We start from the raw sequence: 24165 nt of genomic DNA on the forward strand, positions 1-24165 counted from the left end.
TTACCGATAAATATCAGAGTAAGTAAAATCTTTGTCTCCTAAGCTATTTCATATTTAATTTGCATACAGTCAAACTAATTCATAATTCATTCTTATTTTTTGTCGGCATCTCCTGTGATTTGAACAAGTTGATGGAGGTTATCGCCACTAATATGATAGGCTGCCCCAAAACCAACTACAAAACGACCTTCACTTGGAGTTAGCTGAAAAATCCGAAAGTCAGACAAGCCGCGCAAAACCTCAATAATTTGACCAAACCGCCCTTGAAATTGCTCAACAATTTGATTCCACTTGTCAGTTTCACGCTCTATCAAAGTTGCCGTACAATCAAAACTCAAACGGCGACGGGCAAAAATTAGATTACTCTTGGCTTCATCCTCGATAAATAAGACACTAATATGAGGATTGGCATAGATATTTTTGGTATGAGTTGCTAGACCACTGACGTAAATGTAGATGTTTTTGGAATCATCCATTACAAAGGGAGCATAACTAGCATTGGGTATTGCTTGGGCGCTCACGGTGCTAATGATTACACTCTCAACTTCTTCAGTAAACTTTTCGTACTCAGCTTGAATGTTTTCAAGTTGACTCATAAGTAAATTGCTGTTTAATTAGTAACAATTAATTATTGTAACGTGATTGAGCGATGTCTACGATGGTCACTGAAGCTCACTCGAAGTGTGGGCTGTTTGGTGTCGCATGGGCGCAAAAGCTTGGAATACAATTATGCGTGAATGCGTGACTTCCGCCTTGCGGTAGTATGCAATACTGCGTAGGTTTTGAATATTTGTAGGTTGGGTTGAGCCTAAGCGAAACCCAACAAACCCCGTAAAATGTTGGGTTTCGTTCCTCAACCCAACCTACACATTTTTTATTTTTTTGCCAAAACCTACGCAGTATTGCGGTAGTATGCGTATTCCGCATTTTTTTTGGGAATTCTAATAAAGAATCATTTGGTAAATGTCAGTACTAGAAGTCTTGTGTACACTGTTTGGTGAATAGCTTGTTTGGTACAAAATAAATAAATTACCCTTAAAATTTCAAATATGATAGCCTCGCCCCAACAAAACTACCTTACCCCTGAAGAGTACCTCCAAATAGAGGAACAAAACCCTGTCAAACATGAATACATCGATGGCTATATCTACGCAATGGCTGGAGCGCTTGATCCACACGTTACCATTGCTGGGAACCTGTTCGCTCTCCTCCGTAATCATGTGCGCGGCTCTGGTTGTCGTGTTTACATCGCTGATATGAAAGCTCGAATTGAATCTCTAAATCGCTTTTATTATCCCGATGTTATGGTTACTTGCGACCAACGAGATCAACAAACGCCAGCTTATAAAAGATTTCCTTGTTTAATTGTCGAAGTTTTATCTAATTCTACTGAAGCCTTTGACCGGGGTGACAAATTCGCTGATTATCAAACGCTGGAAAGTCTGCAAGAGTATGTTTTAATTAATACAAAACGTCAGCGAGTCGAGTGTTTTCGACGCAATGAGCAGAGGCTCTGGGTTTTACAATCTTACACACCAGAACATACATCATTTCGACTCAACAGCGTGGATTTTGAGGAAACAATGGCAGCACTTTACGAAGATGTAGTTTTTGAATAATCAATTTATGATTGGTATGCTACACAATTTTTAGTAAACTAAATATCTATTAATATCTTCAAGGCTTCCTAACTCGGCGGGGGCATTGATCAAAGCAGACACAAGGGAATTGCATAAAAGTTATGGCGCTCATAGTTCAGAAATACGGTGGTACATCTGTCGGTTCAGTCGAACGTATTCAAGCTGTTGCACAACGCGTTTACAAAACCGTTAAAGCTGGAAACTCGCTTGTCGTAGTGGTTTCGGCAATGGGCAAAACCACCGATGGACTCGTCAAACTCGCTAATGAAATTTCTCCAAATCCTAACCGCCGGGAAATGGATATGCTGCTTTCCACTGGCGAACAAGTCACAATCGCCTTACTCAGTATGGCTTTGCAGGAACTCGGACAACCCGCAATTTCCATGACTGGCGCTCAGGTAGGAATTGTTACCGAAGCCGAACACAGCCGCGCTCGGATTTTAGATATTGAAACTACTCGCCTAACTCGCCACATAAATGCAGGTAAAGTAGTTGTAGTAGCAGGTTTTCAAGGCACATCCAGCGCCGGAGAAATGGAAATTACAACTTTGGGGCGTGGTGGTTCTGACACTTCGGCGGTGGCGATCGCAGCCGCATTACAAGCAAATTTTTGTGAAATTTATACAGACGTACCAGGGATTTTAACTACAGACCCCCGTTTAGTTGCCGAAGCCCAGTTGATGGATGACATCACCTGCGATGAAATGTTGGAATTAGCTAGCTTGGGGGCAAAAGTGCTGCATCCCCGCGCTGTGGAAATTGCTCGGAACTATGGTGTTCCCCTTGTCGTTAGGTCTAGTTGGACGGATCAACCTGGTACTTGGGTGACATCAGCCAAACCCCAAGGGCGATCGCTAATCAATCTAGAAATTGCCCGTCCGGTGGATGCTGTAGAATTTGACACAGACCAAGCAAAGGTCGCTTTGTTGCGCGTACCCGATAAACCAGGCGTAGCAGCAAGGTTATTTGGCGAAATCTCCCGGCAAAAAGTAGACGTAGATTTAATTATTCAGTCAGTTCATGAAGGTAATAGTAATGACATAGCATTTACTGTCACCACACCAATATTAAAACGGGCAGAAGCAGTAGCAGCAGCGATCGCCCCAGCACTGAGGAGCCAATCTAACCCCAAATCTGACGAAGCCGAGGTAATGGTAGAACATAACATTGCCAAAGTCAGCATCGCAGGCGCAGGAATGATTGGGCGTCCTGGCGTAGCTGCAAAGATGTTCGCCACCTTAGCAGAAGCAGGCGTAAACATCCAGATGATTTCCACCAGCGAAGTAAAAGTAAGTTGCGTAGTCAATGCAACCGAATGCGATCGCGCCGTCAACGCACTCCGCAGCGCCTTTGAGATAGAGGCAGGGGAGCAGGGAGCAGGGGGAGCAGGGGGAGCAGGGGAAGCAGGGGGAGCAGGGGGAGCAGGGGGAGCAGGGGGAGCAGGGGGAGCAGGGGGAGCAGGGGGAGCAGGGGGAGCAGGGGGAGCAGGGGAAGCAGGGGAAGCAGGGGAAGCAGGGAAAGATAAATTAATTCTTTTATCCTCCCCACTTCCCACTCCTAACTCCTCACTCCTCACTCCTAACTCCTCACTCCCAACTCCTCACTCCCCATCCCCCGTTCGCGGCGTTGCCCTCGATTTGAACCAAGCGCGTCTTGCTATTCGCCAATTGCCAGATTCGGCCGGGGATGGCGGCGAAGTTGTTTGGATTATTAGCGCAACATAATATCAGCGTTGATATGATTATCCAATCTCAGCGCTGTCGGGTGATTGATGGTGTTCCCAGACGAGATATTGCCTTTACAGTCTCGCGGATAGACGGGGAAAGTGCAAAAAAAATGCTTACCCAAGTAGCAGCAGAATTAGGATGGGGTGAAGTTGTTTTAGATAGTGCGATCGCTAAGGTAAGTATTGTCGGTGCAGGTATGGTGGGACAACCAGGTGTAGCCGCTAAAATGTTTGAAGCGTTAGCCGAACAGCAAATTAATATTCAAATGATTGCTACCTCAGAAATAAAAATTAGCTGTGTCGTGGCACAAGAGCAAGGTGTTAAAGCTTTGCAAGCCATTCATGCTGCTTTTGGACTGGCTGGTAGTGAGAAATTTGTTGTGCCAGCATAGAACTAAAATTTTAATTTTGAATTGCTGATTATCTATTTCTGAAATGCCATTTTTCCATCATGGCTACCATTTCTGAAAGCCGACGTTCACCAGACCAAACTAAATCAAGTTTTTTCAGTTGATCGAGGCTGATACCACCCTCTTCCTCTGTCAGGCGGTGATATTCTTTATCTCCCATTGCTGCTAATAAATGTCCAAAGATAATCATTTCATCGAACTGGGGATTTGTCTCTGGATCGTTCAAGATTAACATTGCTCGTTCTTGGGACAGTCCTTGGAGAGTATTAGCAATAAATCGTGTGGGAAAGTCCGCATCCTGAAGTTGAGGATGACGCGATACTAATCCAGCCAACAGCACTCCTAGATAAGCCGCAGCTTGGGAATTACTCAGTACTTGCATCTGTTGGATAGCAATCTCAGTCAAATTGCTAAAAAATGCACACCCTAACTGCTGTTCGATGCTAGTAACTGGATCTGAGACTAACGAGGATTCTAACTGTGTCTCAAATGATGCTTGATGCTCCTGTGGTACTTGGGTAAGTAAGATTTGCTTGGCGCGATCGCCTACAATCATCATGCCATCAAGTCCAGAGCTAAAGTCCTTGCCTGGTTCTAAACCTTTGCTCACTAAAATTTGAAAGACGTTACTTTGAGCTTTTTCCTCCATCTGTTTATATTGGGCTTGTCCAAGAAAAATTTGACAAAACCAACTGTGGCTGTCAGAATCACATTCGAGCATTACCTCGTTAACAATCAAATCAGTTAACTTTTCCGATCCCAGAATGCTTTGCCACTCTACAATCAAGCTCTCAATAGCAGTTATATCGCGGCAATTCAGCGCCTTGAGCAATTGACGCTTCGCAGTAGCTACCACCTCTTTTTTGCGCCCAAATTTGTTGATTTCCAATCTTCTATATGGGGTTATGGATAATTTCAACTTCTATTTTTTACACTATTGGAGGATTAGCTGTCATGAGTGGGATTGCTGAAAAATTAAGATCAAAATATCCCCGCTACGTACTCACCTGCTTTCCAAAATATCGTTTAATGTACAAATTTTACTCAAGTCTGGTAATATATAACCGTATTAAGACTGTAACATTCTTTTAATCAACAATAATATTACTATGACTATGCCATCTTAGCTAAGAATTAATATTTGTACCTGCCAGAATGGCATTTACTTTTTTTAATAAATATTTTTTAACCAATAAAATTACCATAAATATAGCGTTTCTCGTTTGGATATAATACACTTTGACCTCACTTCCATTCCTCACTTCCTTGAAGGAGAGAGGCTTTAAGTCTTACTCCCCAACGCTCGCTCTTAAGGGGCTGTTCTTGTTAGGTCTGTATTTCATGCAATTGAGAACCGCTATAACACGTAAGCTATAATCAAACAATTTATAAAACTATAATTATCTTGATGAATAGTCATTTACTAAATGGACATTATCGAATACTAAAAGTTCTCAATGATGGTGAAAAGGGAAAAACCTATCTAGTTGAAGATGTTAATCTTACTGAGGGACAATTTATAGTAAAGCAGTTACGTTCTTCTAGTAACAATCCTCGAACTTTAACAATCCTACACAGCTTGTTTGCTAGTAAGACAGCAACTTTAGAAAAACTCGCACAGGAACACGAGCAAATTCCAAAGCTAATTGCTTATTTTGAAGAAAATGAAAAATTCTATATAGTCGAAGAATTCATAGCCGGTATTCCTCTAACTGACGAAATTATCCAGGGAAAACCTTTGAGGGAAGACCAAGTAATTAGTCTTTTATCAGATATATTAGAAATTTTGGTGATTGTACATAGCTATGGCGTGATTCATCGGAATATTAAACCAGCTAATATCATTCGCCGTGAATCAGACAACAAGTTAGTTTTGGTTAATTTTGGTACTGTTAATGAAGCCATCACTAATACTGTTGACAATCTCGAATATATGCCGATAGAACAAGTTAACGGCAATCTCAAATACAACAGTGATATATATGCTTTAGGTATAGTTGCGATCGCAGCCCTTTTAGGTTTATCTGGAAACGAAATTTCTAATTTACGAACTCAGAAAAATCGGCTGACAGGTGAAATTGTTTGGCGGAACAAAAATCTAAAAGTTAACAGAAAATTAGCAATAATTATTAATAGAATGGTACGTTTTAATTATCGGAAGCGCTACCAGTATGCGACTGAAGTTTTAGACGATCTAAAAAAGATCGCAAATGTTGAGCAAAATCAGCATCAGAAAAAACTATTATTAGTTCTAGCTGGGGTAACTGGCTGTATCACACTTGGTGTTGGAGCGTGGCAATTGAAGTTGCTAAAACCTCTAACTAATGCTCAACAGACATTATACCAAGAGGGAGTCAATAAATATGATGCAGGAAACTATGAAGGAGCAGTTGAAGATTTTAATCAGGCGATTGAATTAGATCCAAAAAATGCCCTGGCTTATAATAAGCGAGGTGATGCTTATTATCGATTAGGAGACTACGAGCAAGCACAAGCAGATTCTAGCCAAGCTATTTTGCTCAATCCTCAAGATGCTAATGCCTATTTTGATCGAGGATTTGCTTTGTCTGAATTAGGTAAGTACAAAGAAGCGATCGCAGACTATACCCAAGCAATTAAGTTAAATTCTCAGGATGCTTATGCTTACTATGGCCGGGGGTTAGCCCGGACTCAACTGAAGGATAATAAAGGAGCAATTGGAGATTTTAACAAAGCGATCGCTCTCAAACCTCAGTATACCGAAGCCTACTTGCAGCGAGGGATTATTCACCGTCGCCTCAGACAAAGACTTGAAGCAATCCAAGATTTTGATACAGTAATTAAGATTAATCCTAGTGATGCTAAAGCTTATTATCAAAGGGGTTTGACTCAATCTATTAATAAACAAAAATATGCAGCCCTTAAAGATTATACCGACGCAATTAACATCAATCCCAAATACATAGAAGCCTATCTTAATCGTGGTGATGTTTACAGTGATTTGGGAAATAAAGTCGAAGCTACTGAAGATTACAACGCTATTTTACAGATTGATCCTAAATTTAGTCCAGCTTACATCCATAGAGGTATTCACCGCTTTTCTTTCGGAGATTATAAAGGCGCTATTGAAGATTATACCGAAGCGCTGAAACTAGATTCTAATGATGTCGTAGCTTACAACAACCGTGGTAACGCCTATCTCGAACTGGGAAATAAAAAAGCTGCAAATCAAGATTATTCACGAGCGATCGCAATTAATGCTAACAATGCCTTAGCCTACTATAACCGAGGCGTGATTCGCACCAAGCAGAAAAATAAACAGGGTGCGATCGCAGATTTCAAAAAAGCTGCAAAACTATTCCAACAGCAAGGGGAAAAAGATAGTTATCAAGATGCACAGAGAGAAATTGCAATTCTGCAAAATAAGTCAGCACCAGCGCCAACTACTCGCCCTAAATCTGGGAAAAGATCAAAAAATTGAGCTATGACTCAATATAGTAATACCATTTTAACAGTTATCAGTTATCAGTTAAAAGTTTTGATAACTGGGTTTAAGTCCCCCACTATATCAGTTATCAGTCAAATAAATTATCGCTCAACATTAGTCATACTATTTTCTCACGACTCAATTAGGATGCCTATATGCTAACTCTCCTCACTTTTCATCCAGACAATCTGGAATTATTCACCACTCATCATGTCGATACGGTACTGAAACAAATTGATAGTTCTCACAATATCTGGTTGCGCTGTATTCACTTCCGCGATCGCACTGGAACGGCCAAAATAATTAAGCACTTTGGTCTTAATCCATCTCGTGTTAATATGATTTTCAACCATTCCCCTGTAGGAATTGATGAAGACGTAGAAGATTGTTTATTTGACAGCTATGAAATTCTAACTCCTCAAATAAAAAATAACGAGTTTGAAGTTGCTCGTGGCAATATTTTGCTGGGAAATAATTTTATTATTACCTTTGAAATCACTGAATTAAAAGCTTTAACTATTCTAGCTAATAATCTCCAAAAACGAACTAGAGATATTGAAACTTTAGGAATAAGCTATGTTTTTTATCTCATTTTTAAAGAGATTTTGAATAATTATCATACTGTATTTGAGCATATTTCTAGAAAACTTGATGATTTAGAAGATGAAGTGTTAGATAATTCTGGTGATGAATTAACATACCAAAAAATTGCCACGATGAGGCAATCGACTCGTTCAGGACGCCGTAATTTTCAAAGCATCAAGTCCCTTATGGCTATTATGAATCACGAAGATTTACAGTGGATCTCCCAACCAGTGAAAGAACTATTCAATCAAGAATTAGTTCATCACGTTGATAAACTCTGGCAAGAATATCAAGCGCTGAGGGCCTGGATGTCAGAATTAATGGAAATTCAACGTGATAACATTGCTGGCAAAACTGGTGAACGAATTAATCGTTTGACTATCCTCTCGAGCATATTCTTACCAATCACTTTCATGTCTGGTTTCTATGGCATGAACTTCAAATATATGCCGGAATTAGAGCAACCTTGGGCTTATCCTGCTGTAGTCTGCGTGATGGCATTAATTGTGATTGGTAGTATTTTCTATGCTAAAAAACAACGTTGGTTGTAATACCAATTCTGTATAAAGATGCCCCAAATTATATAAGGAGCGAACCGCAAAGGGCGCACAGACACGAAGTGGCTTCCCGGAGGGTAGGACACAAAGGAAGAAAGAAAATTTGGCGCAGCCTCACAAAGAAATAGTATAACGTCTTTCAGGTTACGATTACAGCATTATTCCGACGGTAGAGCGATCGCTAAGAAAAAGAACATTCGTGAGAGATTAAGGTAATTGCACATTTGTCAAGAGAGTGCAGGAAAGCTTATTTGATCCTGTTCCCGATCCCTCCATCTTACTAGTCTATGTTATGACACACTCTAGAATAAAGTTTGCCAAAAATAAAATAATAGCTTTGCCAACTCCATCTAGGGGTTGGCTTCCCAATCCTAGCTTATTTTGATAACTGTAGCGATCGCATACTAACAATAAGGGTGTTAGGATATCTTTCACCAGCTGAATCTGACTTATGAAATTAGTTTGCTCCCAAAGCGATCTCAGTACAAATCTCTCACTTGTTAGTCGTGCAGTACCCTCACGGCCAACTCATCCAGTACTTGCCAATGTGCTGTTGCAAGCAGATGCCCAAACTAACCAAGTAAGCTTAACAGCCTTTGATCTCAGCTTGGGAATCCGCACCAGCTTTAACGCAGAGGTATGGCAAAGTGGTGCGATCGCACTTCCTGCTAAGTTACTTGTAGACATCACCTCTCGTCTTCCAGAAGGCGAAATCACTCTAGACGATGAATCAGCCCTTACAGGTGCAACATCCGGTGGAGAAGGTTTAATAGTCACACTCACACCCAAGAGTGGACATTACCAAGTGCGAGCAATGGGGCCTGAAGAATTTCCTGAACTACCTGTAATTGAAAATACAGAAGTAATCCATCTCACCACCACCGCATTAATTGAAGGATTACGCGGTTCATTATTTGCTACCAGTGGTGATGAAACCAAGCAAGTACTTACGGGAGTGCATTTAACAGTTAAACAAGATACTCTAGAATTTGCAGCTACCGACGGTCATCGTCTAGCAGTGGTAGAAACTAGCAACGAGCGTCCTTTAGGTGGAACTAGTCAATTAGAAGTGACAGTACCAGCTAGAGCATTACGCGAACTCCAACGAATGCTAGCTCACAGCGCCTCATCAGATGAACCTGTAGCTTTATATTTCGATCAAGGTCAAGTTGTGTTTGCATGGCAAAATCAACGCTTGACTAGTCGCACATTAGAAGGGCAATATCCTGCTTATCGACAATTAATCCCGCGCCAATTTGAGCGACAAGTGACAATTGAACGGCGACAATTCGTCAGCACTTTAGAACGGATTGCTGTACTAGCCGATCAGAAAAATAATATAGTTAAGCTCAGTATTGATAGCGAAGCTCAAGAAATTACTTTATCTTGTGAAGCCCAAGATGTGGGCAGTGGTAGAGAGTCAATGCCTGCACAAATTTCTGGGGAAAACATAGAAATTGCCTTTAACATTAAATATTTGATGGAAGGCTTGAAAGAGTTACCATCTACGGAAATTCAAATGCATTTAAATCAAAGCCTAACTCCAGTAATTTTTACACCACTAGGTGGTTTAAAAATGACTTATTTAGCTATGCCGGTGCAACTTAGAAGTTAAAAAGAATGGCATATAGCGCTTCTGGGTTGAGTTCAATATAGACCTAACCCCCAACCCCTTCTCTATAAGGGAAGGGGAGTAAGATTCAAAGTCTCTCTCCTTTTAGGAGAGAGGAATGGAAGGGGAGCATCCCAATGCAAGCCAAAAGGTACAGGACTGACACAAAAACCTTGTACAAACTTCTTTCCTTGGCGCTCTTGGCGTCCTTGGCGGTTCGTTATTTCATTATTGTTCTAAGCCAAAATCCCATATAAAAATAAACTTGCACATTTGGGATGCTCCCGAATGGAAGTGAGGTCAAATTGTATTGCTTCCATTCGAGAACCGCTATAATTACCTGACTTTTTCCGTTAAGTCTCAAAATAAAACTTTTATGTCCCTAAAAAATACAAAATTTTTGTTTCTACGATTTTGTGATTTGTTTAATCGGAATTTCAATCCAAAATTCTGTACCTAACCCCGGCACAGAATCACATTTAAACACACCACCATGTTTATCTACGACAATCTGATAACTTATTGACAACCCCAAGCCAGTGCCTTTCCCTACTGGTTTGGTAGTGAAAAATGGATCGCAGATTCTTGCTTTTAGGGCTTCCGGTATTCCTGGCCCATTGTCTTTTATGCGAATTACTACGCTCTTAACATTGCCTTCAAGCTCTCCAAGAGCAGTACAAATGGTAATTTGATCGGTATCAAGATTTGATTGAGATTCCCTGTAATCTTCTAAAGCATCGATCGCATTGCTTAAAACATTCATAAATACCTGATTCAGTGGCCCGGCATAGCACTCTACTAAGGGCAGGTTGCTGTACTCTTTGACTAATTTAATCGCCGGACTTTCTGGTTTTGCTTTCAAGCGATGCTGCAAAATTAGCAAGGTGCTATCAATGCCTTCGTGAATATTAACTGGCTTCATTTCTGCCTGGTCAAGGCGAGAGAAATTCCGTAAACTCAAGACAATTTGCCGAATGCGATCAATTCCAATTTTCATGGAAGATAGAGTTTTGGGCAAATCTTCGATCAGAAATTCTAAGTCTATCTCCAAAGCGCGATCGCGTATCTCAGGACTAGGATTAGGGGCAGTGTGCAAATAGAGGTCTAGTATACTGAGTAAATCTTCGGCGTAATCGTTGACATGATTGATGTTGCCATAAATAAAGTTCACCGGGTTATTAATTTCGTGGGCAATACCAGCTACCAGTTGACCCAGTGAGGACATTTTCTCAGTTTGGATCAGTTGAGTTTGAGTTTGCTTTAAATCATGCAGAGCTTGAGTCAGCTTTTGGGTCTGCTCTTTGGTTTGATTATGCAATTGCGCTTGTTGAAGTGCAACCCCAAGCTGATTGGCAATTTGAGTGATGAACTTAATTTCCGAAGCTTCCCAATGGCGGGGTGCAGAGTTTTGGTAAGCTGCTAGTAAGCCCCATAGCTGTTGCCCGATAAATATAGGTGCGATCGCATAAGCTCTTGCCTGAATTTGCTCTAGAACCTCAACGTGGCACTCAGAGTGACCAGCTTGATAGATGTCAGCAATTGCAAAAGTTTCATTGTGACGATATCGCCCACCTTGGGTTTCCTGCAAATAGCTATCTTGCCAAACTGTATTAGTATCACTTACTAACTTTACCCAGCCATCATTTACAAATTCGGCGATATATTCACCACTCCAATCAGCCTGAAAGCGGTAGACTGCAACTCGATCCGCTTGTAGTGATTTACAGATTTCTTGGGTGGTTGTTTGAAAAATCGCATCGAGATCAAGAGATTCCCTGACTTTTGCAACAACTTCAAATAATACCCGTTGTTGTTCTGCTGTTTGTTGCAAAATTAACGTCTGTTGTCGTGTCTGAGTGAGTAAATCAGCTTGCTGGAGTGCTACGCCCATTTGACCAGCAATTTGACTGAGAAAGTTAACTTCAGAGGCTTTCCATTGGCGAGGGCCAGTGTGTTGATAAGTTGCCAATAAACCCCAAAGTTTTTGCCCAACAAAAATCGGAGCCAGCACAAAAGCGTGAATTTGAAACTGTTCTAGATTGTCGATATGACACTGATTAAACCCCATCTTGTAGATGTCATCGACTGCAAATGTTTCATTGTTGCGGTAGCGTCCTCCCTGTGTATCTTGTAAGTAGGTATCATTCCAAATTGTATTAACACCTAGTTCAGACTCATTCGACCAGTATGGACTAGCAGCCTCAAAATCTCCGACAAATTCACCACCCCAATTAGAATTGAAACGATAAACAGAAACGCGATCGGCTTTGATTAATTGACAAACTTCCTTAGTAGTAGTTTGAAAAATGGTATCTGTGTCAAGAGATTCCCGAATCTCGGCAATAACTTTAAACACAGCCTGTTCTTGTTCAGCTGTCCGTTTTAACTCAACTGTGCGCCTTTTAACTTGTTTTTCTAAATTTTCATTGAAGGTTTGGACTTGTTGGTGTAGTTCATATTGCTGAACTGCTGAAGCAAAGTGTTTACCGAGGTTTCTAGCCAGTTCAATTTCTTCAACCGTCCATTTTTGAGCTTGTGCTTTTTTAGATTCGCGCCAAGCCTCAAACGATCGCCTGGGGTACAATTGCCTTTGATCGCTGTCATACTGCCCCGCCCAGATGGTTTCTCTATCTACTTCGTTGCGAAAAATACTTAAATACCCCAGCAACTGCTGACGATACACAAGTGGGATCATCAACATGCTGCGAATTTTAGTTGGTTGAAAAACAGGTTGCAAACTTCGCAAGCCGGGAGTATTATATATATCTAAAATCGCCCAAATATCGTAGTTACTAGACTTGTTGTGTTCTTGCCAGATACTATACTGCTCTATTAGTGGATATATAGTTTGTGGCATCACAGGTTGCTGTCCACAGATATAAAGCTTGATACAAGTGTTTCCTGGTATCAAGCATTCTGTTAAGCTGGTGACGTTGCCATTATGGGAATCAACACCTGCATTTCTAATGCAAAGCCGTCCACCAACGCCATTAAAGGCAGCAACAGCCGCTTCTAGGGCTGGTTGTAATACAATCGTTGGTAATGAATGTAGTAGGGTAGCAATGCGGTTAACGATCGCTTCTCGTTCTCCTGTTTTGCGGACTTGAGTGAGTAGGGTACTTTGAGCGATCGCTACTGACAACTGCTCGACTACCATTTGTACTGCTTCCAGGTCATATTCTGAAATCAACTGCCCTTGGGAATTATGAGACACCAGTAGTCCCCAAAGTTGATCTTGATAGAGAATAGGCGCTACTAGAGAGGACTTTACCCCCATTGCCGTCAAATATTCAAGATGGCAGGAATCTACAGGGCGGTAACGAATTTCTTCTGATAGAGTTTCTCCATTATCCAAGTCACGCAGGTGAATTTGGCCAATCTGTTGAGTATCAGCATTGACAAAAGAACACATCCGTGATTTGATAAATAGCTCACGGGCAGTGAGTGGAATATCCTCAGCAGGGAAATTCAGCCCCAGTAGTGACGGCAAATGATTGTTATAAATTGACTCAGCAATTACCTGACCGCTACCGTCGGCATGAAATTTGTAAATCATCACTCGCTCAGTTTTTAAGAGCGATCGCACTTCTGCCGTTGTCACTGTGATAATTTCTTCAAACTCTAAGCTTCGCCGGATACGGTTTGTAATGCGGCGTAATAAACTTTCTTCATGACGACATAACGGCAAATCTTGTTCAGGGTTGGAGGTCATTGCTTATAGCAAAATCAATTAATAATTTGCAAAGTGACATAATTAAAGCTAAAGTCATTTTGAAATTTATTTAATCAATTTGTCTTCCGTAAAACTACGGGCAAATCATTAATAAAAATATTTATTTACCTTTTATATGAATTCAATCACATATCACAGAAACAGACGCTAAAAAATTGCGTCTGTACTAGCTAAAAGAAAAAAATCTTCCTTTTTACTCTTGACTTTTTGTCAAACATTGCCGTAGCAACATTAAACTTTTATATTGTCAGCAAAGCGAATTTTAAGATAGTCGTCTTCCATCTTTGCTCCTCCTGGTTGTAGTGCTGCTAAGGCTTGCGGTAAAACTAAGTTACGACGGTGGTTGCCAATCGTAATGTTTAATTCGTCTCCACTTTTACTCAGTTGAACTTGGTTTTTCGGAATCCCAGGTAAATAAATTTCTAAGCTGTATTGGTTTTGCTCTTGTACGACTCTCATAGTCGTTTCTTTGTAATAAACCTGAGTCGGATCTTCATCTTTATAAAGAGTTTCTTTCAGGCGTTCTAAGGCAGCTAAACCACACATTTCCTCAGAAAATAGGGGAACTTCTTTCACAGGTAAAGGGTGGAAATTATCATGAATTTCCTGGCGATATTGCTCCTGACTTTCCTTCCAACGTTGGAAAAATGGGTCTTGGACTTCGCGGGGAATAATTCGATTAGCCACAATTAAATCTGTTGCAACATTATACAAACTCAGATAAGCATGGGCCCGCAGAGACTCTTTAATCACCATCTTTTCGGGATTAGTTACCAGACGCACTGAAGTTTGAGTATTGTCTGTTAATACTTTTTCCAGGGCTTCAATTTGTTCATAAAACTCATAAGGTGCATCCATCACCTCTTTATCTGGTAGCGAAAAACCAGCAATTGGTCTAAAAAAAGGTTCAACTAGAGGGCGAAGTGCTACCGAGATGTTTTGGAATGGTTTGTAAAAACGGCGCATATACCAGCCGCCGACTTCAGGTAAACTCAGCAAACGCAGTGCAGTGCCCGTGGGGGCTGAGTCGATAATTAAAACATCAAATTCACCCTCATCGTAATGGCGTTTCATCCTTACCAAGCCAAAAATCTCATCCATGCCTGGTAAAATTGCCAATTCTTCTGCCTGTATGCCGTCTAAACCCCTTGCCTGTAAAACTTGGGTAATGTAACGTTTTACCGCACCCCAGTTTCCCTCAAGTTCTTGTAGAGCATCCAATTCTGCACCCCACAGATTTGGGCGAATTTTTTGGGGTGCATGTCCCAGTTCTATGTCAAAACTGTCTGCCAGCGAATGAGCGGGATCTGTACTTAAAACCAATGTCTGATAGCCTAGTTCCGCACAACGCAGTCCAGTTGCAGCAGCAACGGAAGTTTTGCCCACGCCGCCTTTACCGGTCATTAAAATTACACGCATAGATGCTTCTGTCCTGCCTGAGGATTTTATTACATTTATTTACATTATCGACTGTTTAAGAAAATAAATGCTGTTTTACTCCGTCGAGGCGTGAACAGTTTGAATAGCAAAACTTTCGGCTTGACTCACCCGCCTGGAACTAAAGTTCTTTGGCTTTTAGCTAAAGTCTACTGAAGTAGACTAAAGATTTTGGGGTATATTTTAGTCATCAAGAGATGACTTTTGCTATTACCAAGGAACTAAAATTCCAGGCGGGACATGACTTTTATGGTTAGTTTACTTTTTATTCCAGAGACTTAAAAATGCTTGAGAGATAGCTGGGGTGATCTGACTTTGTAAGTGAGTTAGTGCATCACGATGGTTTTGATTGTTGTCATCATAAAAAATGAACACATTTGTCAGCTTGACAATCTCAGGATTTTGATCGTTTGTCCCCCTCCATTTGTTAGTAACTTTGTGCAAAACGTCTTTGGGTAGATTTTGTTGTAAGTTATTTAGGGCTGCGATGTAAGAAGGATTTTGAGGATTCTTTTTGAATTGAGCCAATAAATCTATCAGCTTAATCTGTGGCTGCGACTGCGGCTTGTTTGTCAGAGTAGGTTGCTGTAAAATTTGACGCTGTTCAATAGTGGCAATGCCATTCTCAGTTAAACCCTGAGATTTCTGAAATTTCTTGACTGCTGTATAAGTGGCTGGCCCATAAAAAGGCAAATTTTTTGGAATTTCGGCATTGGTTGCAAAACCGTGAAACTTCAATCTATTCTGAAGTGCAATGACTGTTTCTTCCATTACATTTCGAGTCTCGACATCAGCGTTACCATTTACCACAAGTTTTTGTGGGTACTGTTTCTGAAACTTTTTAATCGCTTCTTCGGTAGCATCATCTGTCAAGGAGTTGTTATTCCGTTTCCAGGGAGCAAATTTAGTCAGATCCGGCTTAGGATCTATTTCAGGAGCTAAATATCCCAGCCCAATCAATATATGACGGATGACTTCAGGGCTACTAACAGCCATACTTTTTGGTTCCTTTGCTACTAAACTACCATTTAATGTATCTTGTTTGACAAAAATTATGTAAGTAGAAATAAATAAATCTAACATATCTTATTTGCAAGGCGTTCCAAAATTTAAGTTATGTGTGACCTTGAGACGTTTAGCGTTGGTGAGCGATCGCTTCGGGTTGCTTGTAAATAGCGATCGCATATATTACATGCCATTATAACGACAATGATCCACGACAAAATTACGCAGCAATAATGCGGTAAGGTCGTAGATTTTGGTAGTTTAAGTAGCGCGATCGCACTTGGAGAATTAGTGGGAAAGCATATATCGCTGAAGTCTTAAATTGGATAGTAGTGCGATATATTACTAAGTTGAAACTAGTTTAATATTAGAGTGCGGTAAGAATCTATGCTCTCATAAGTGATCAAAATGAAGTCAGTTGCAAAGATCCCTTTAGCCGAGTTTCTGTCTCAACCCAACATTGAAGCTTCCCCCGCATGGGAGTTAATTAACGGGCAAGCGCTGGAAAAACCAATGCCAACCCTTTTTCACTCGCGGCTACAACGCAATTTGGTGAATTATATAAATCGTCATACCTCGCTGTTTGAAGCCGTGCAAGAACTGCGTTGTATTGTACCTCCTTACTCCCCAGTCCCAGATATTTCCGTTATAGCTTGCGATCGCCTTGACGATAAAGATGGCCCTCTAGAGGGAGCGCCTGACTGGTTAATTGAAATTCGCTCTCCTGATCAAAGCACCCTAGACTTGCAAAACAAAATTCTCCACTGTCTTAGCAACGGAACGCAATTAGCTTGGCTAATAGATATAACTCGCCAACAGATTTGGGGATGGCTTGGAGATGATCTGCCACTGGTTTATTCTGCAGAAGACATTTTACCAACTTTGGGGGATTTGCCAAAGCTTATGGTTAACACGGTGATGGCTATGACTCGCAGGCAAAACTAAACTAAAAGTAATGTAACCACACACTTTAAATGTTACTCATTGCTCAGAAAAGCAAACTCCGATTTAATATTCCAGCGCTTACCATCGTGAAGCAGTAATGTTAATTTGTCGGCGGTAAACTCAAAATGCAACTGACGCTTTTTAAATTCTGAAAAAGCATCTCTAAAGTTTTGCTTTGTTAAATCTCGAAACGCAACCGTTATATGGGGAGCAAAAGGGCGAGTTTTAGAAACCTTGTCAACGATTTCCAAGTTGCTTTCTGCATAGGCCATTAAATTAGCTTGCAAAGTCAAAAGCTCTTGACTTCTGACTACATCAATGTATATTACACGAGGCGCAAAGGCATCAAACCCCTTGAGTGTAATTGCTACTGGCTGTTGTCCACGAGCAAATTCCTTTAAGGATGCTTCTAGTACTGTCTTGTTATCATCTGCCCATTCAAAGGGTGGTTGCAGGGTAATATGAGGCGGAGACTTTAGCGCCGAGCTACTATCATAGCGATCGGCAAAGTACTGCTTAATCTGGTTGGCGTAGTCTTGAATGTCTTGTGGTGGTAAAAGGGCGACAAAAAAACGGCTCATCTACTTTAAGGGAACTCCAAAAAATAAATTATTCCACATTCAAGTCGTTGATTGTTGACTGTTGACTGTTGACTGTTGACTGAAAACTCGTGAACCGTCAACGGTCAACAGTGAACAATAGCAATGGAATATTTTTTTACTTGGAAGTCCTTAAATCCTAGTTGTTTAGAATATTTGTAGCAACTGTCTTGATTGTCAAGTGCGATCGCCTGATGTTGTAGCGACTGTTTTAAAAGTCAAGCGACGCCGATAGCGACGCGCAAAGCGAGTCCACGAGCGTCATAGCCCGTCGTAGACATCGCTTTGTTTGTGGAGATTTATAAACAGTAACGAAAAATCAAGGGTTTGGGCTGGGCATTTGTCATCGGGCACTTGTACTGAGCGACTCGTGCCGAGCCGGAGCCGAGGTAAGTCGAAGTATTGGGCATAGAAAATTCACCGATGCCCCATTCCCTATACGCTATGCCCAACTCAACGAAATAATTGTACTGCGTAAGTCCTGTCTTATTTTGAGTTTATATTGCAAAAAATCAGCCTACTTAGTAGCCTGATTTTTATAAGTAAAATAAGTGAAGTACCTTAACCAAAAGGTTTTAGGTTTCTTGGGCACATTAACTGTTTTTTGTTAATGTTATCCTAGTCTCACAACTAGCTCCTCAAGCGTCAATTGCGGCACTCCCTGCCGTACAAATAAAATTTTATCACCAAATACCTCTCGCCGTGGAGAGCCAATGCTTTCAAGCATGGGGGCAAGGCGTAGGCGATTTTAAGACGCTCGATGACTCGCTACCGCAACGCTTACGCAGTCACATTATCGCCTTGGGGTTGCTGCATTCGGTGTACTTTTGTTTTGTACTTTCAACGGGACAATTACCGTTTCAAACTTGACAACCCTGTACGCATAATGTTTTGCTCCAAAGAGCCTCCCTTGCGGGGTGATGTGAGCTTCTCCGAAGGGGAGACGCTGCGGGAACGACAATGTTAAAGGTCGGTACTATATTGAGAACACTGGTTTAACCCTTTTAAGCCTGTTTAATCCTCAATTTCTAGAGCAGAGAACTAGCTACGCATTCTCTGGTAGGTCTTTAACTCTTGCCTCTAACGTAGTTCAAGTTTTGAACTTAGTCTGGTCAGATTAGAGCTTTTTTCAAGCCCCCGCCTTTAGGCGTGGGGTTTCTGACAATAAAATACCAAAAACCTGGTCGAGGGTGACCAGGTTTTATCGAGTTTACAGATTTCAAATTGTTAAACTAATTAATTGAAAGTTAATAACTAAGGTTGACTAAACAACGAACAAACTCAGCATTATTGCGTTTTTCCGCTTTAGGATTTGGCTTTGCCTTCTAGATTCGGCTTTTTACCACTTCTATATTTGATATGCTGAAATTTGCTTGGGTTGATGACAGGGGACACTAAGTCATTTACCCTTTTAGTTTGGTTTTTGTTTGGTGTCCTACAAACTAAGTTACCACTTAGTTTGTGAGTTGCAACCCTTAGTTTACTAAAGTTGACGTTTTGTTAGATTTTGCAATCTATAGGAATCAGGTTTGTTGACAGCGATGCCCTGAGTTCTGCCTTTATAGTGTGCGAAAAAACTAATAATATCCGACTAATTCAAACCATGCCCACAAGGGATGTGGTATCTCTTTGACTAATGACTAATGACTAATGACTAACCAAACTGCATTGTCAACAATTCCACATAATCTGGCTGTTATCCAGATGGTCGGTAACAATACGTCTAATGGCATCAATTTCTGCCAATTGGGCGGCGGATCGCTTTTCCATAACTGCTTGCTTTCTAATTCATTCCCCTAGATAGGTTCACACTTTATTGGTTTTAGCTTGAAATTAAATCAGAGTTACAGTAGATGCAAATGGAATTGACTACAACTTTTCATGCTCTCAAAGAATGGGCAGTCGCCATAAATGCTTTGGAAAGTGGCGAAACAATTATGTTGCTCCGCAAAGGCGGTATCCATGAACGAAATGGACATTTTCAAGTTGCCCACAAGCAAATTTTGCTTTATCCTACTTATGAACATCAACAAGCTTTCATGCTGAAAGCTGAGTATGCCAATCGTGTTTATCCAGTAACACCAGGTTGGCATCGAGAGAAAGTGCCCATCGGCAGTTGGGCTGAAATTACAGATATTTTGCCCTGTAGTGACGAGTCTATTGTCAACAGCTTGCTTCCCTTCCATATTTGGAACGAGCATTCTATTAGCGATCGCCTCAAATGGAAACCACGTCAGCCGCTTTATATTCTCCTCCTGCGGACATATAAACTACCCCAACAAGAAATTCCATACCACCCTAAATACGGCGGTTGCAAGTCATGGATTGATTTAGATCAACCAATTCACTTGCAAGGAGCAAAACCAGTTTTATCTGACTTTGCATACACTCAACTAGTAGAGACAATTCGCGGCATTGTTGGCGAAAAAATGGAGACAAAGATTGATACGCTCAATTACAACTCTACCTTTGGCTAAACCTGAGTTGTATTGCTATTAGCTTTTTTAATTGACGGAGGAAACAGAGAAATCAGCAAAATCGGCATATACATCTTTGGAACTTGCCCAAGATTGATCTCCTCCGCCAAAAAAAGTCGAGAAAAAGATACCCTCAATTTTTAGAGCGTTGGTAGTTCGGAAAGTTAGCCCATCTTTAGTAAGAACTTTGTTTTCATCTAACCACACTTGAATTAGTCCATTATTTTTTCCCGGCTGATTTAGTACAATCTCTTGTTCCAAGTGATGCCAAGTTCCCGGTCGAAATAGCCAGTTTCCTCTGCCAATTGAAGTGCCATGTTCGCGGCTAGTAGGGAGATAGGCATAAACTTCCCCATTGCCATTTTTTCTCCACATATAGCGCGTTGAAAAGCCATTACTACCATCAGGAATTTTTCGACCGTTGTTAACACTACCACCAAAAAGGCCTGGTAATTTTCCACCCTTTACAAAGTCAAAGTTTTCAGAGAAACGAACGTAATAGCTTAACCGCATAGTATCGTGAGATGGCATACCCAAATCAGCAAAAAACTGAGTTCCACCGATGGGTGCTCCATCACTATCCGTAACCTTAGGACTGGCAGAGCCAGCCGGATACAATACCCTCAATACCTTAGAAAACCTACCGCTAGGATCTTTGATGACCTCAATGTTTTGCAGACCCCATTGCCCTCTTTTTCTAAAATTCCAATGCTCTTTCCAGTTGGCTGCTTCAAATCTATCAGACCAAATAACTGCATTTTTAAAGCTAAGTAAATCTTTTGCGGTGGAACTAACAACCTCTGTTGAAGCATATGAAGTCTCAATGGCCACCTTGGTCACTGGGTAGCTGCAATTACTTAGAGCGAGTCCCAAAAAGGTAGCGTTTAAAAGTGTACGACATGAAGCAGTGAAAAAAACCATGATTATAAATTTTATTAGCTTTGGCTAAAAGTTCCCAAACGGAATTAGATCAATACGGATTTTATAGATTGGCGTAAACTTTAGTACCTTCTAATTCTCTACAAGCTTTTTTGCTTTCATCGTCAACTTTATATCCTTTTATTCAACTGTAACCCAGATAGTCAATTTCACTATTGCATAAAAGCTAAATTTACAATAATTTTAAGTATTTACACGCAAACTTTATTATTTTTCTTTGAAAAATAATTAATACTATAGTTTGACATTGCAAATTACTAACTAACGTTCAGCAAACAAAAGCTGTTCTGTATATAAGGAAAAATAATTATGCTTCAGTCTCAAGAGATTCACCTTGCGCCGTCATTAGTCGTATCTGTATCTGAGAGTCACAAAAGCGTTGCTGCAACAGAACTGCGGCCTTGGGGTTCTTTTACTATTTTGGAAGAAAAGCCAGGCTACAAGATTAAACGGATTGAAGTGAAGCCCGGTCATCGCCTTAGCTTGCAAATGCACTACCATCGTAGCGAACACTGGATTGTTGTTTCTGGTACAGCAAAAGTCACTTGCGCTGATCAAGAAGTATTGCTAACTAACAATCAATCTACTTATTTACCCCAGTGTACGAATCATCGTCTAGAAAATCCTGGTGTAGTTCCCCTAATCTTAATTGAAGTTCAAAATGGAGAATACTTAGGAGAAGATGACATTGTTCGGTTTCAAGACGATTACGCCCGTAATAGAGCCTAGTATCATTTTTGAGTGAATTTAGCGGGACTCTCGCCAGTCCCGCTAGTCAATATCATGACAATTTACAGCAATTTGCGTTTGGATAAAAGTAGATGTGTAACGTGTGTTGTAAAAATAGTGAAGCAGACTATTCTCAATAAGTAAGCATTAATGCAATTAATGTGGGCTTTATTGAGATTAAACTTTTTTATTGACAATATGTGCTTATCCGACTTGCAATATGAGAATTATCAAGTACACGTAGTGGTACTAATATCTCGGCGATTCTCTTGGCTGTGCTTAGTTCTCACTCTCAGTTATTTCACAGTAGGTCTTTTATTGAAATCATCGTTGCTTTACGTATTTATACTAATTTTCATCCCTTCTTTATTGTATATTCAAAAGCCAGAAACTAATATTAAAAGCATAAACACGCGAGATGGAAATTGTAGGTGTAAAAAGAGATAGCTTGTTTGTTCAAGTTAATTATAAGTAAGAATTGCATCCTTATAATGATGAATTAACAGCGCATTCTTAGAAAAATAAGCTATCAGCATCATGAACAAAGAGTAACGGCTATATTCTTTTAAAAAATACAATGTATTAGTTTTAAAAGCTTGTAGATAGAACGGTTTAAATTTTTGTACAAGTTTAATATCTACTAAGAACAGCATTATGTTAGAAATAGAAAAAGAAATAGTAGCACCGCTTCCTGATATTAAAAAAAAGCCCTACTCTTATCAAAGGGTATTACTAGGGACAGCATTTATATTTTTAGGGGCAGCAACGGTAGCAGTAGGTGGTGCAACAATTAAGTATCGTTTGACAAACTTAATAGTAGAAGATGGATTGATCAATGGCCGGATTGTGCGGTTACAAGCTCCTACCAATGGTAACATCAAAGCTTTTTATGCACAGCCTGGTGTGTTGGTGAAACCAGGACAGGTGTTAGCACAGATTGGCACTGAGCGCAGCCCTCAAGAAGAGCAATTTCGCTTACAGTTAGAGCGATCGCAAGCTGAACGTTTAGAGCGATCGCAAGCCGAACAAATTAGTTCGCAGTTAAAACTTTCAGACTTAGCAGGAGAAGTTCAAGCGAATGCTAGCCAACTGGCGGCAGCAAAGGAATCTTTAAATTTTCTCAAAAACCAGTTGCAAAGCTTAAAAAACCAACATAATGCCGTGCAGGGAGTGGATGTGCAGATGGCTTTGCAAGGAGTGAGCCAGCAACAAGCCGCCGTCGACGCAGCAGTTGCTAAAGCAATAGCTAACCGCTCACAATACGAACGATACAAACAGTTGCTAGCACAAGGTGCAGTTTCGCAACAGCAAACAGAGATACTACAGCTTGGCTGGGAATCAGCCGAAGCCGAAGTCAAGCAAACCAAAGCAGCTCTTAATTCGGCTCAAGCTTCCTTAAATGCTACTAAAAATGGCCTTGCTTTCAGTAATCAAAACACCATCGGGGGAACACTTTCAGACCAACGCTCAAAATTGCTTCAGGCAATTCAAGCGCAAGAGACATTGATCAGCAACCTAGAGGCTCAAATTAGTACCGGCAGACAACAACTTAACAAAGCCCAATCTCTGTACAAAATTCGTCAGCCTCTAGCGATCGCTCCTGTTTCATATCCCCGCGATCGCCAAGATATAAAAGTGTCAGCGCCCTTTGCTGGTGTTGTCTATAGCACAGAGCATGAACAGGGCGAACAAGTAACTAATTCCGAACGGATTATGACTTTGCTCGACTGTAACAACCTTTGGATTGAAGCTGTGGTTCGTGCTGACGAAGCTAGCCGCATCGATACCAAAAAGCCGGTGAACGTGCAGATCAGAGGCTACTCCAAAACCATCACCGGTGAAATTGACCTGCTCCAGCCAATTAGTAGCATTCAAGGCATCGACGAGCGAGCAAAGCTCATGCAGGTTCAGGCACTTTTACCCACCATTCCACCAACATTGGTAGGACAACCTTTGACGCGGGTAACAGTCAAAATTCCGCCACCACCTGGACATACCAACTCTCAACAGTTCTGCGGACTAGGACAATCAGCTCGTCTGACATTTAGTAACAAAGGCTTTGGCTCGAATTAAGCTGTTTGAGTTCAGTTTATAGGTCTTAATGAGCGAATTTCGTCAGAAACATTTTCTTGCGAAATTCTAGAGTACTTTTTTGTCAATTTTCCTCAACTTATAGATAAATATGATTCGACAACTTGATCGGTATAGCTTTGGCAAAAGTAGTCTGTATTGCTATTACTGTGACTCTTCTTAGCTGATGAGATCATGTCACAAGTAGAGGTTCATGGCTCTGAGCCAAATAATT

17 protein-coding genes and 1 pseudogene are annotated in these 24165 nt (G+C 40.8%); 10 read left to right on the top strand and 8 right to left on the bottom strand.

Going from position 1 to position 24165, the window contains the following annotated elements; genetic code table 11:
* Positions 1 to 92: 92 nt before the first annotated feature.
* Entirely contained in the window at positions 93 to 596 is a 504-nt protein-coding gene (locus D1367_RS08030; RefSeq protein ID WP_118165501.1) for a HugZ family pyridoxamine 5'-phosphate oxidase, read from the bottom strand.
* A 453-nt stretch (positions 597 to 1049) separates the two neighbouring features.
* Here D1367_RS08030 and D1367_RS08035 point away from each other — a divergent pair, with 453 nt between their 5' ends.
* Positions 1050 to 1619 carry a Uma2 family endonuclease gene (locus tag D1367_RS08035; protein WP_118165503.1) on the top strand — a complete coding sequence of 190 codons (570 nt, stop codon included), beginning with the start codon at positions 1050 to 1052 and terminating at the stop codon, positions 1617 to 1619.
* A 122-nt stretch (positions 1620 to 1741) separates the two neighbouring features.
* Positions 1742 to 3758: pseudogene (locus D1367_RS08040) on the top strand (aspartate kinase).
* A gap of 28 nt (positions 3759 to 3786) precedes the next feature.
* Here the strand turns inward: D1367_RS08040 and D1367_RS08045 are convergent.
* Positions 3787 to 4665 carry a hypothetical protein gene (locus D1367_RS08045; RefSeq protein ID WP_118165505.1) on the bottom strand — a complete coding sequence of 293 codons (879 nt, stop codon included), beginning with the start codon at positions 4663 to 4665 and terminating at the stop codon, positions 3787 to 3789.
* Between the two features lie 519 nt (positions 4666 to 5184).
* Here D1367_RS08045 and D1367_RS08050 point away from each other — a divergent pair.
* Entirely contained in the window at positions 5185 to 7236 is a 2052-nt protein-coding gene (locus tag D1367_RS08050) for a serine/threonine-protein kinase (RefSeq protein ID WP_118165508.1), read from the top strand.
* A 161-nt stretch (positions 7237 to 7397) separates the two neighbouring features.
* Positions 7398 to 8378 (top strand): magnesium transporter CorA family protein, encoded by a 981-nt coding sequence (locus D1367_RS08055; protein ID WP_118165510.1) that lies wholly within the window; start codon positions 7398 to 7400, stop codon positions 8376 to 8378.
* A 291-nt stretch (positions 8379 to 8669) separates the two neighbouring features.
* On the opposite strand, the gene D1367_RS30600 is transcribed toward D1367_RS08055, so the two are convergent.
* Complete coding sequence (locus D1367_RS30600; RefSeq protein ID WP_181985101.1) at positions 8670 to 8819, bottom strand: hypothetical protein; 150 nt, start codon at positions 8817 to 8819, stop codon at positions 8670 to 8672.
* A gap of 16 nt (positions 8820 to 8835) precedes the next feature.
* Between D1367_RS30600 and dnaN the strand changes: the two genes are divergently transcribed.
* Entirely contained in the window at positions 8836 to 9999 is a 1164-nt protein-coding gene (dnaN, locus tag D1367_RS08060) for a DNA polymerase III subunit beta (RefSeq protein ID WP_118165512.1), read from the top strand.
* Positions 10000 to 10402: 403 nt separating this feature from the next.
* On the opposite strand, the gene D1367_RS08065 is transcribed toward dnaN, so the two are convergent.
* From D1367_RS08065 to D1367_RS08075, 3 genes are all read right to left on the bottom strand, one after another.
* Entirely contained in the window at positions 10403 to 13708 is a 3306-nt protein-coding gene (locus tag D1367_RS08065; RefSeq protein ID WP_118165514.1) for a GAF domain-containing protein, read from the bottom strand.
* A 252-nt stretch (positions 13709 to 13960) separates the two neighbouring features.
* Positions 13961 to 15148, bottom strand: coding sequence for a TRC40/GET3/ArsA family transport-energizing ATPase (locus D1367_RS08070; RefSeq protein WP_118165516.1), 1188 nt, complete (start codon positions 15146 to 15148; stop codon positions 13961 to 13963).
* Positions 15149 to 15424: 276 nt separating this feature from the next.
* A complete protein-coding gene (locus tag D1367_RS08075; RefSeq protein WP_118165518.1) occupies positions 15425 to 16249 on the bottom strand; it encodes a peptidoglycan-binding domain-containing protein in 825 nt (274 codons plus the stop codon).
* A gap of 330 nt (positions 16250 to 16579) precedes the next feature.
* Here D1367_RS08075 and D1367_RS08080 point away from each other — a divergent pair, with 330 nt between their 5' ends.
* Positions 16580 to 17116: a Uma2 family endonuclease gene (locus tag D1367_RS08080; protein WP_118165520.1), complete on the top strand. Its 537-nt coding sequence runs from the start codon at positions 16580 to 16582 to the stop codon at positions 17114 to 17116.
* Positions 17117 to 17148: 32 nt separating this feature from the next.
* On the opposite strand, the gene D1367_RS08085 is transcribed toward D1367_RS08080, so the two are convergent.
* The gene (locus tag D1367_RS08085; protein WP_118165522.1) at positions 17149 to 17697 is read right to left on the bottom strand and encodes a 2'-5' RNA ligase family protein; all 549 of its coding nucleotides are present in this window, start codon (positions 17695 to 17697) and stop codon (positions 17149 to 17151) included.
* A 1668-nt stretch (positions 17698 to 19365) separates the two neighbouring features.
* On the opposite strand from D1367_RS08085, the gene D1367_RS30605 reads away from it, so the two are divergent.
* Both D1367_RS30605 and D1367_RS08090 read left to right on the top strand, forming a co-directional pair.
* Complete coding sequence (locus D1367_RS30605) at positions 19366 to 19515, top strand: hypothetical protein (protein WP_181985102.1); 150 nt, start codon at positions 19366 to 19368, stop codon at positions 19513 to 19515.
* A gap of 53 nt (positions 19516 to 19568) precedes the next feature.
* Positions 19569 to 20192 (top strand): DUF1802 family protein, encoded by a 624-nt coding sequence (locus D1367_RS08090; protein WP_118165524.1) that lies wholly within the window; start codon positions 19569 to 19571, stop codon positions 20190 to 20192.
* Between the two features lie 27 nt (positions 20193 to 20219).
* Here D1367_RS08090 and D1367_RS08095 read toward each other — a convergent pair whose 3' ends face one another.
* Positions 20220 to 21032, bottom strand: coding sequence for a polysaccharide lyase (locus tag D1367_RS08095; RefSeq protein WP_220451014.1), 813 nt, complete (start codon positions 21030 to 21032; stop codon positions 20220 to 20222).
* Between the two features lie 408 nt (positions 21033 to 21440).
* On the opposite strand from D1367_RS08095, the gene D1367_RS08100 reads away from it, so the two are divergent.
* A complete protein-coding gene (locus D1367_RS08100; RefSeq protein WP_118165528.1) occupies positions 21441 to 21860 on the top strand; it encodes a cupin domain-containing protein in 420 nt (139 codons plus the stop codon).
* Positions 21861 to 22514: 654 nt separating this feature from the next.
* Positions 22515 to 23933, top strand: coding sequence for an HlyD family secretion protein (locus D1367_RS08110; RefSeq protein WP_118165532.1), 1419 nt, complete (start codon positions 22515 to 22517; stop codon positions 23931 to 23933).
* Positions 23934 to 24165: the final 232 nt, after the last annotated feature.

It is taken from the genome of Nostoc sphaeroides (assembly GCF_003443655.1).
Lineage (GTDB): Bacteria > Cyanobacteriota > Cyanobacteriia > Cyanobacteriales > Nostocaceae > Nostoc > Nostoc sphaeroides.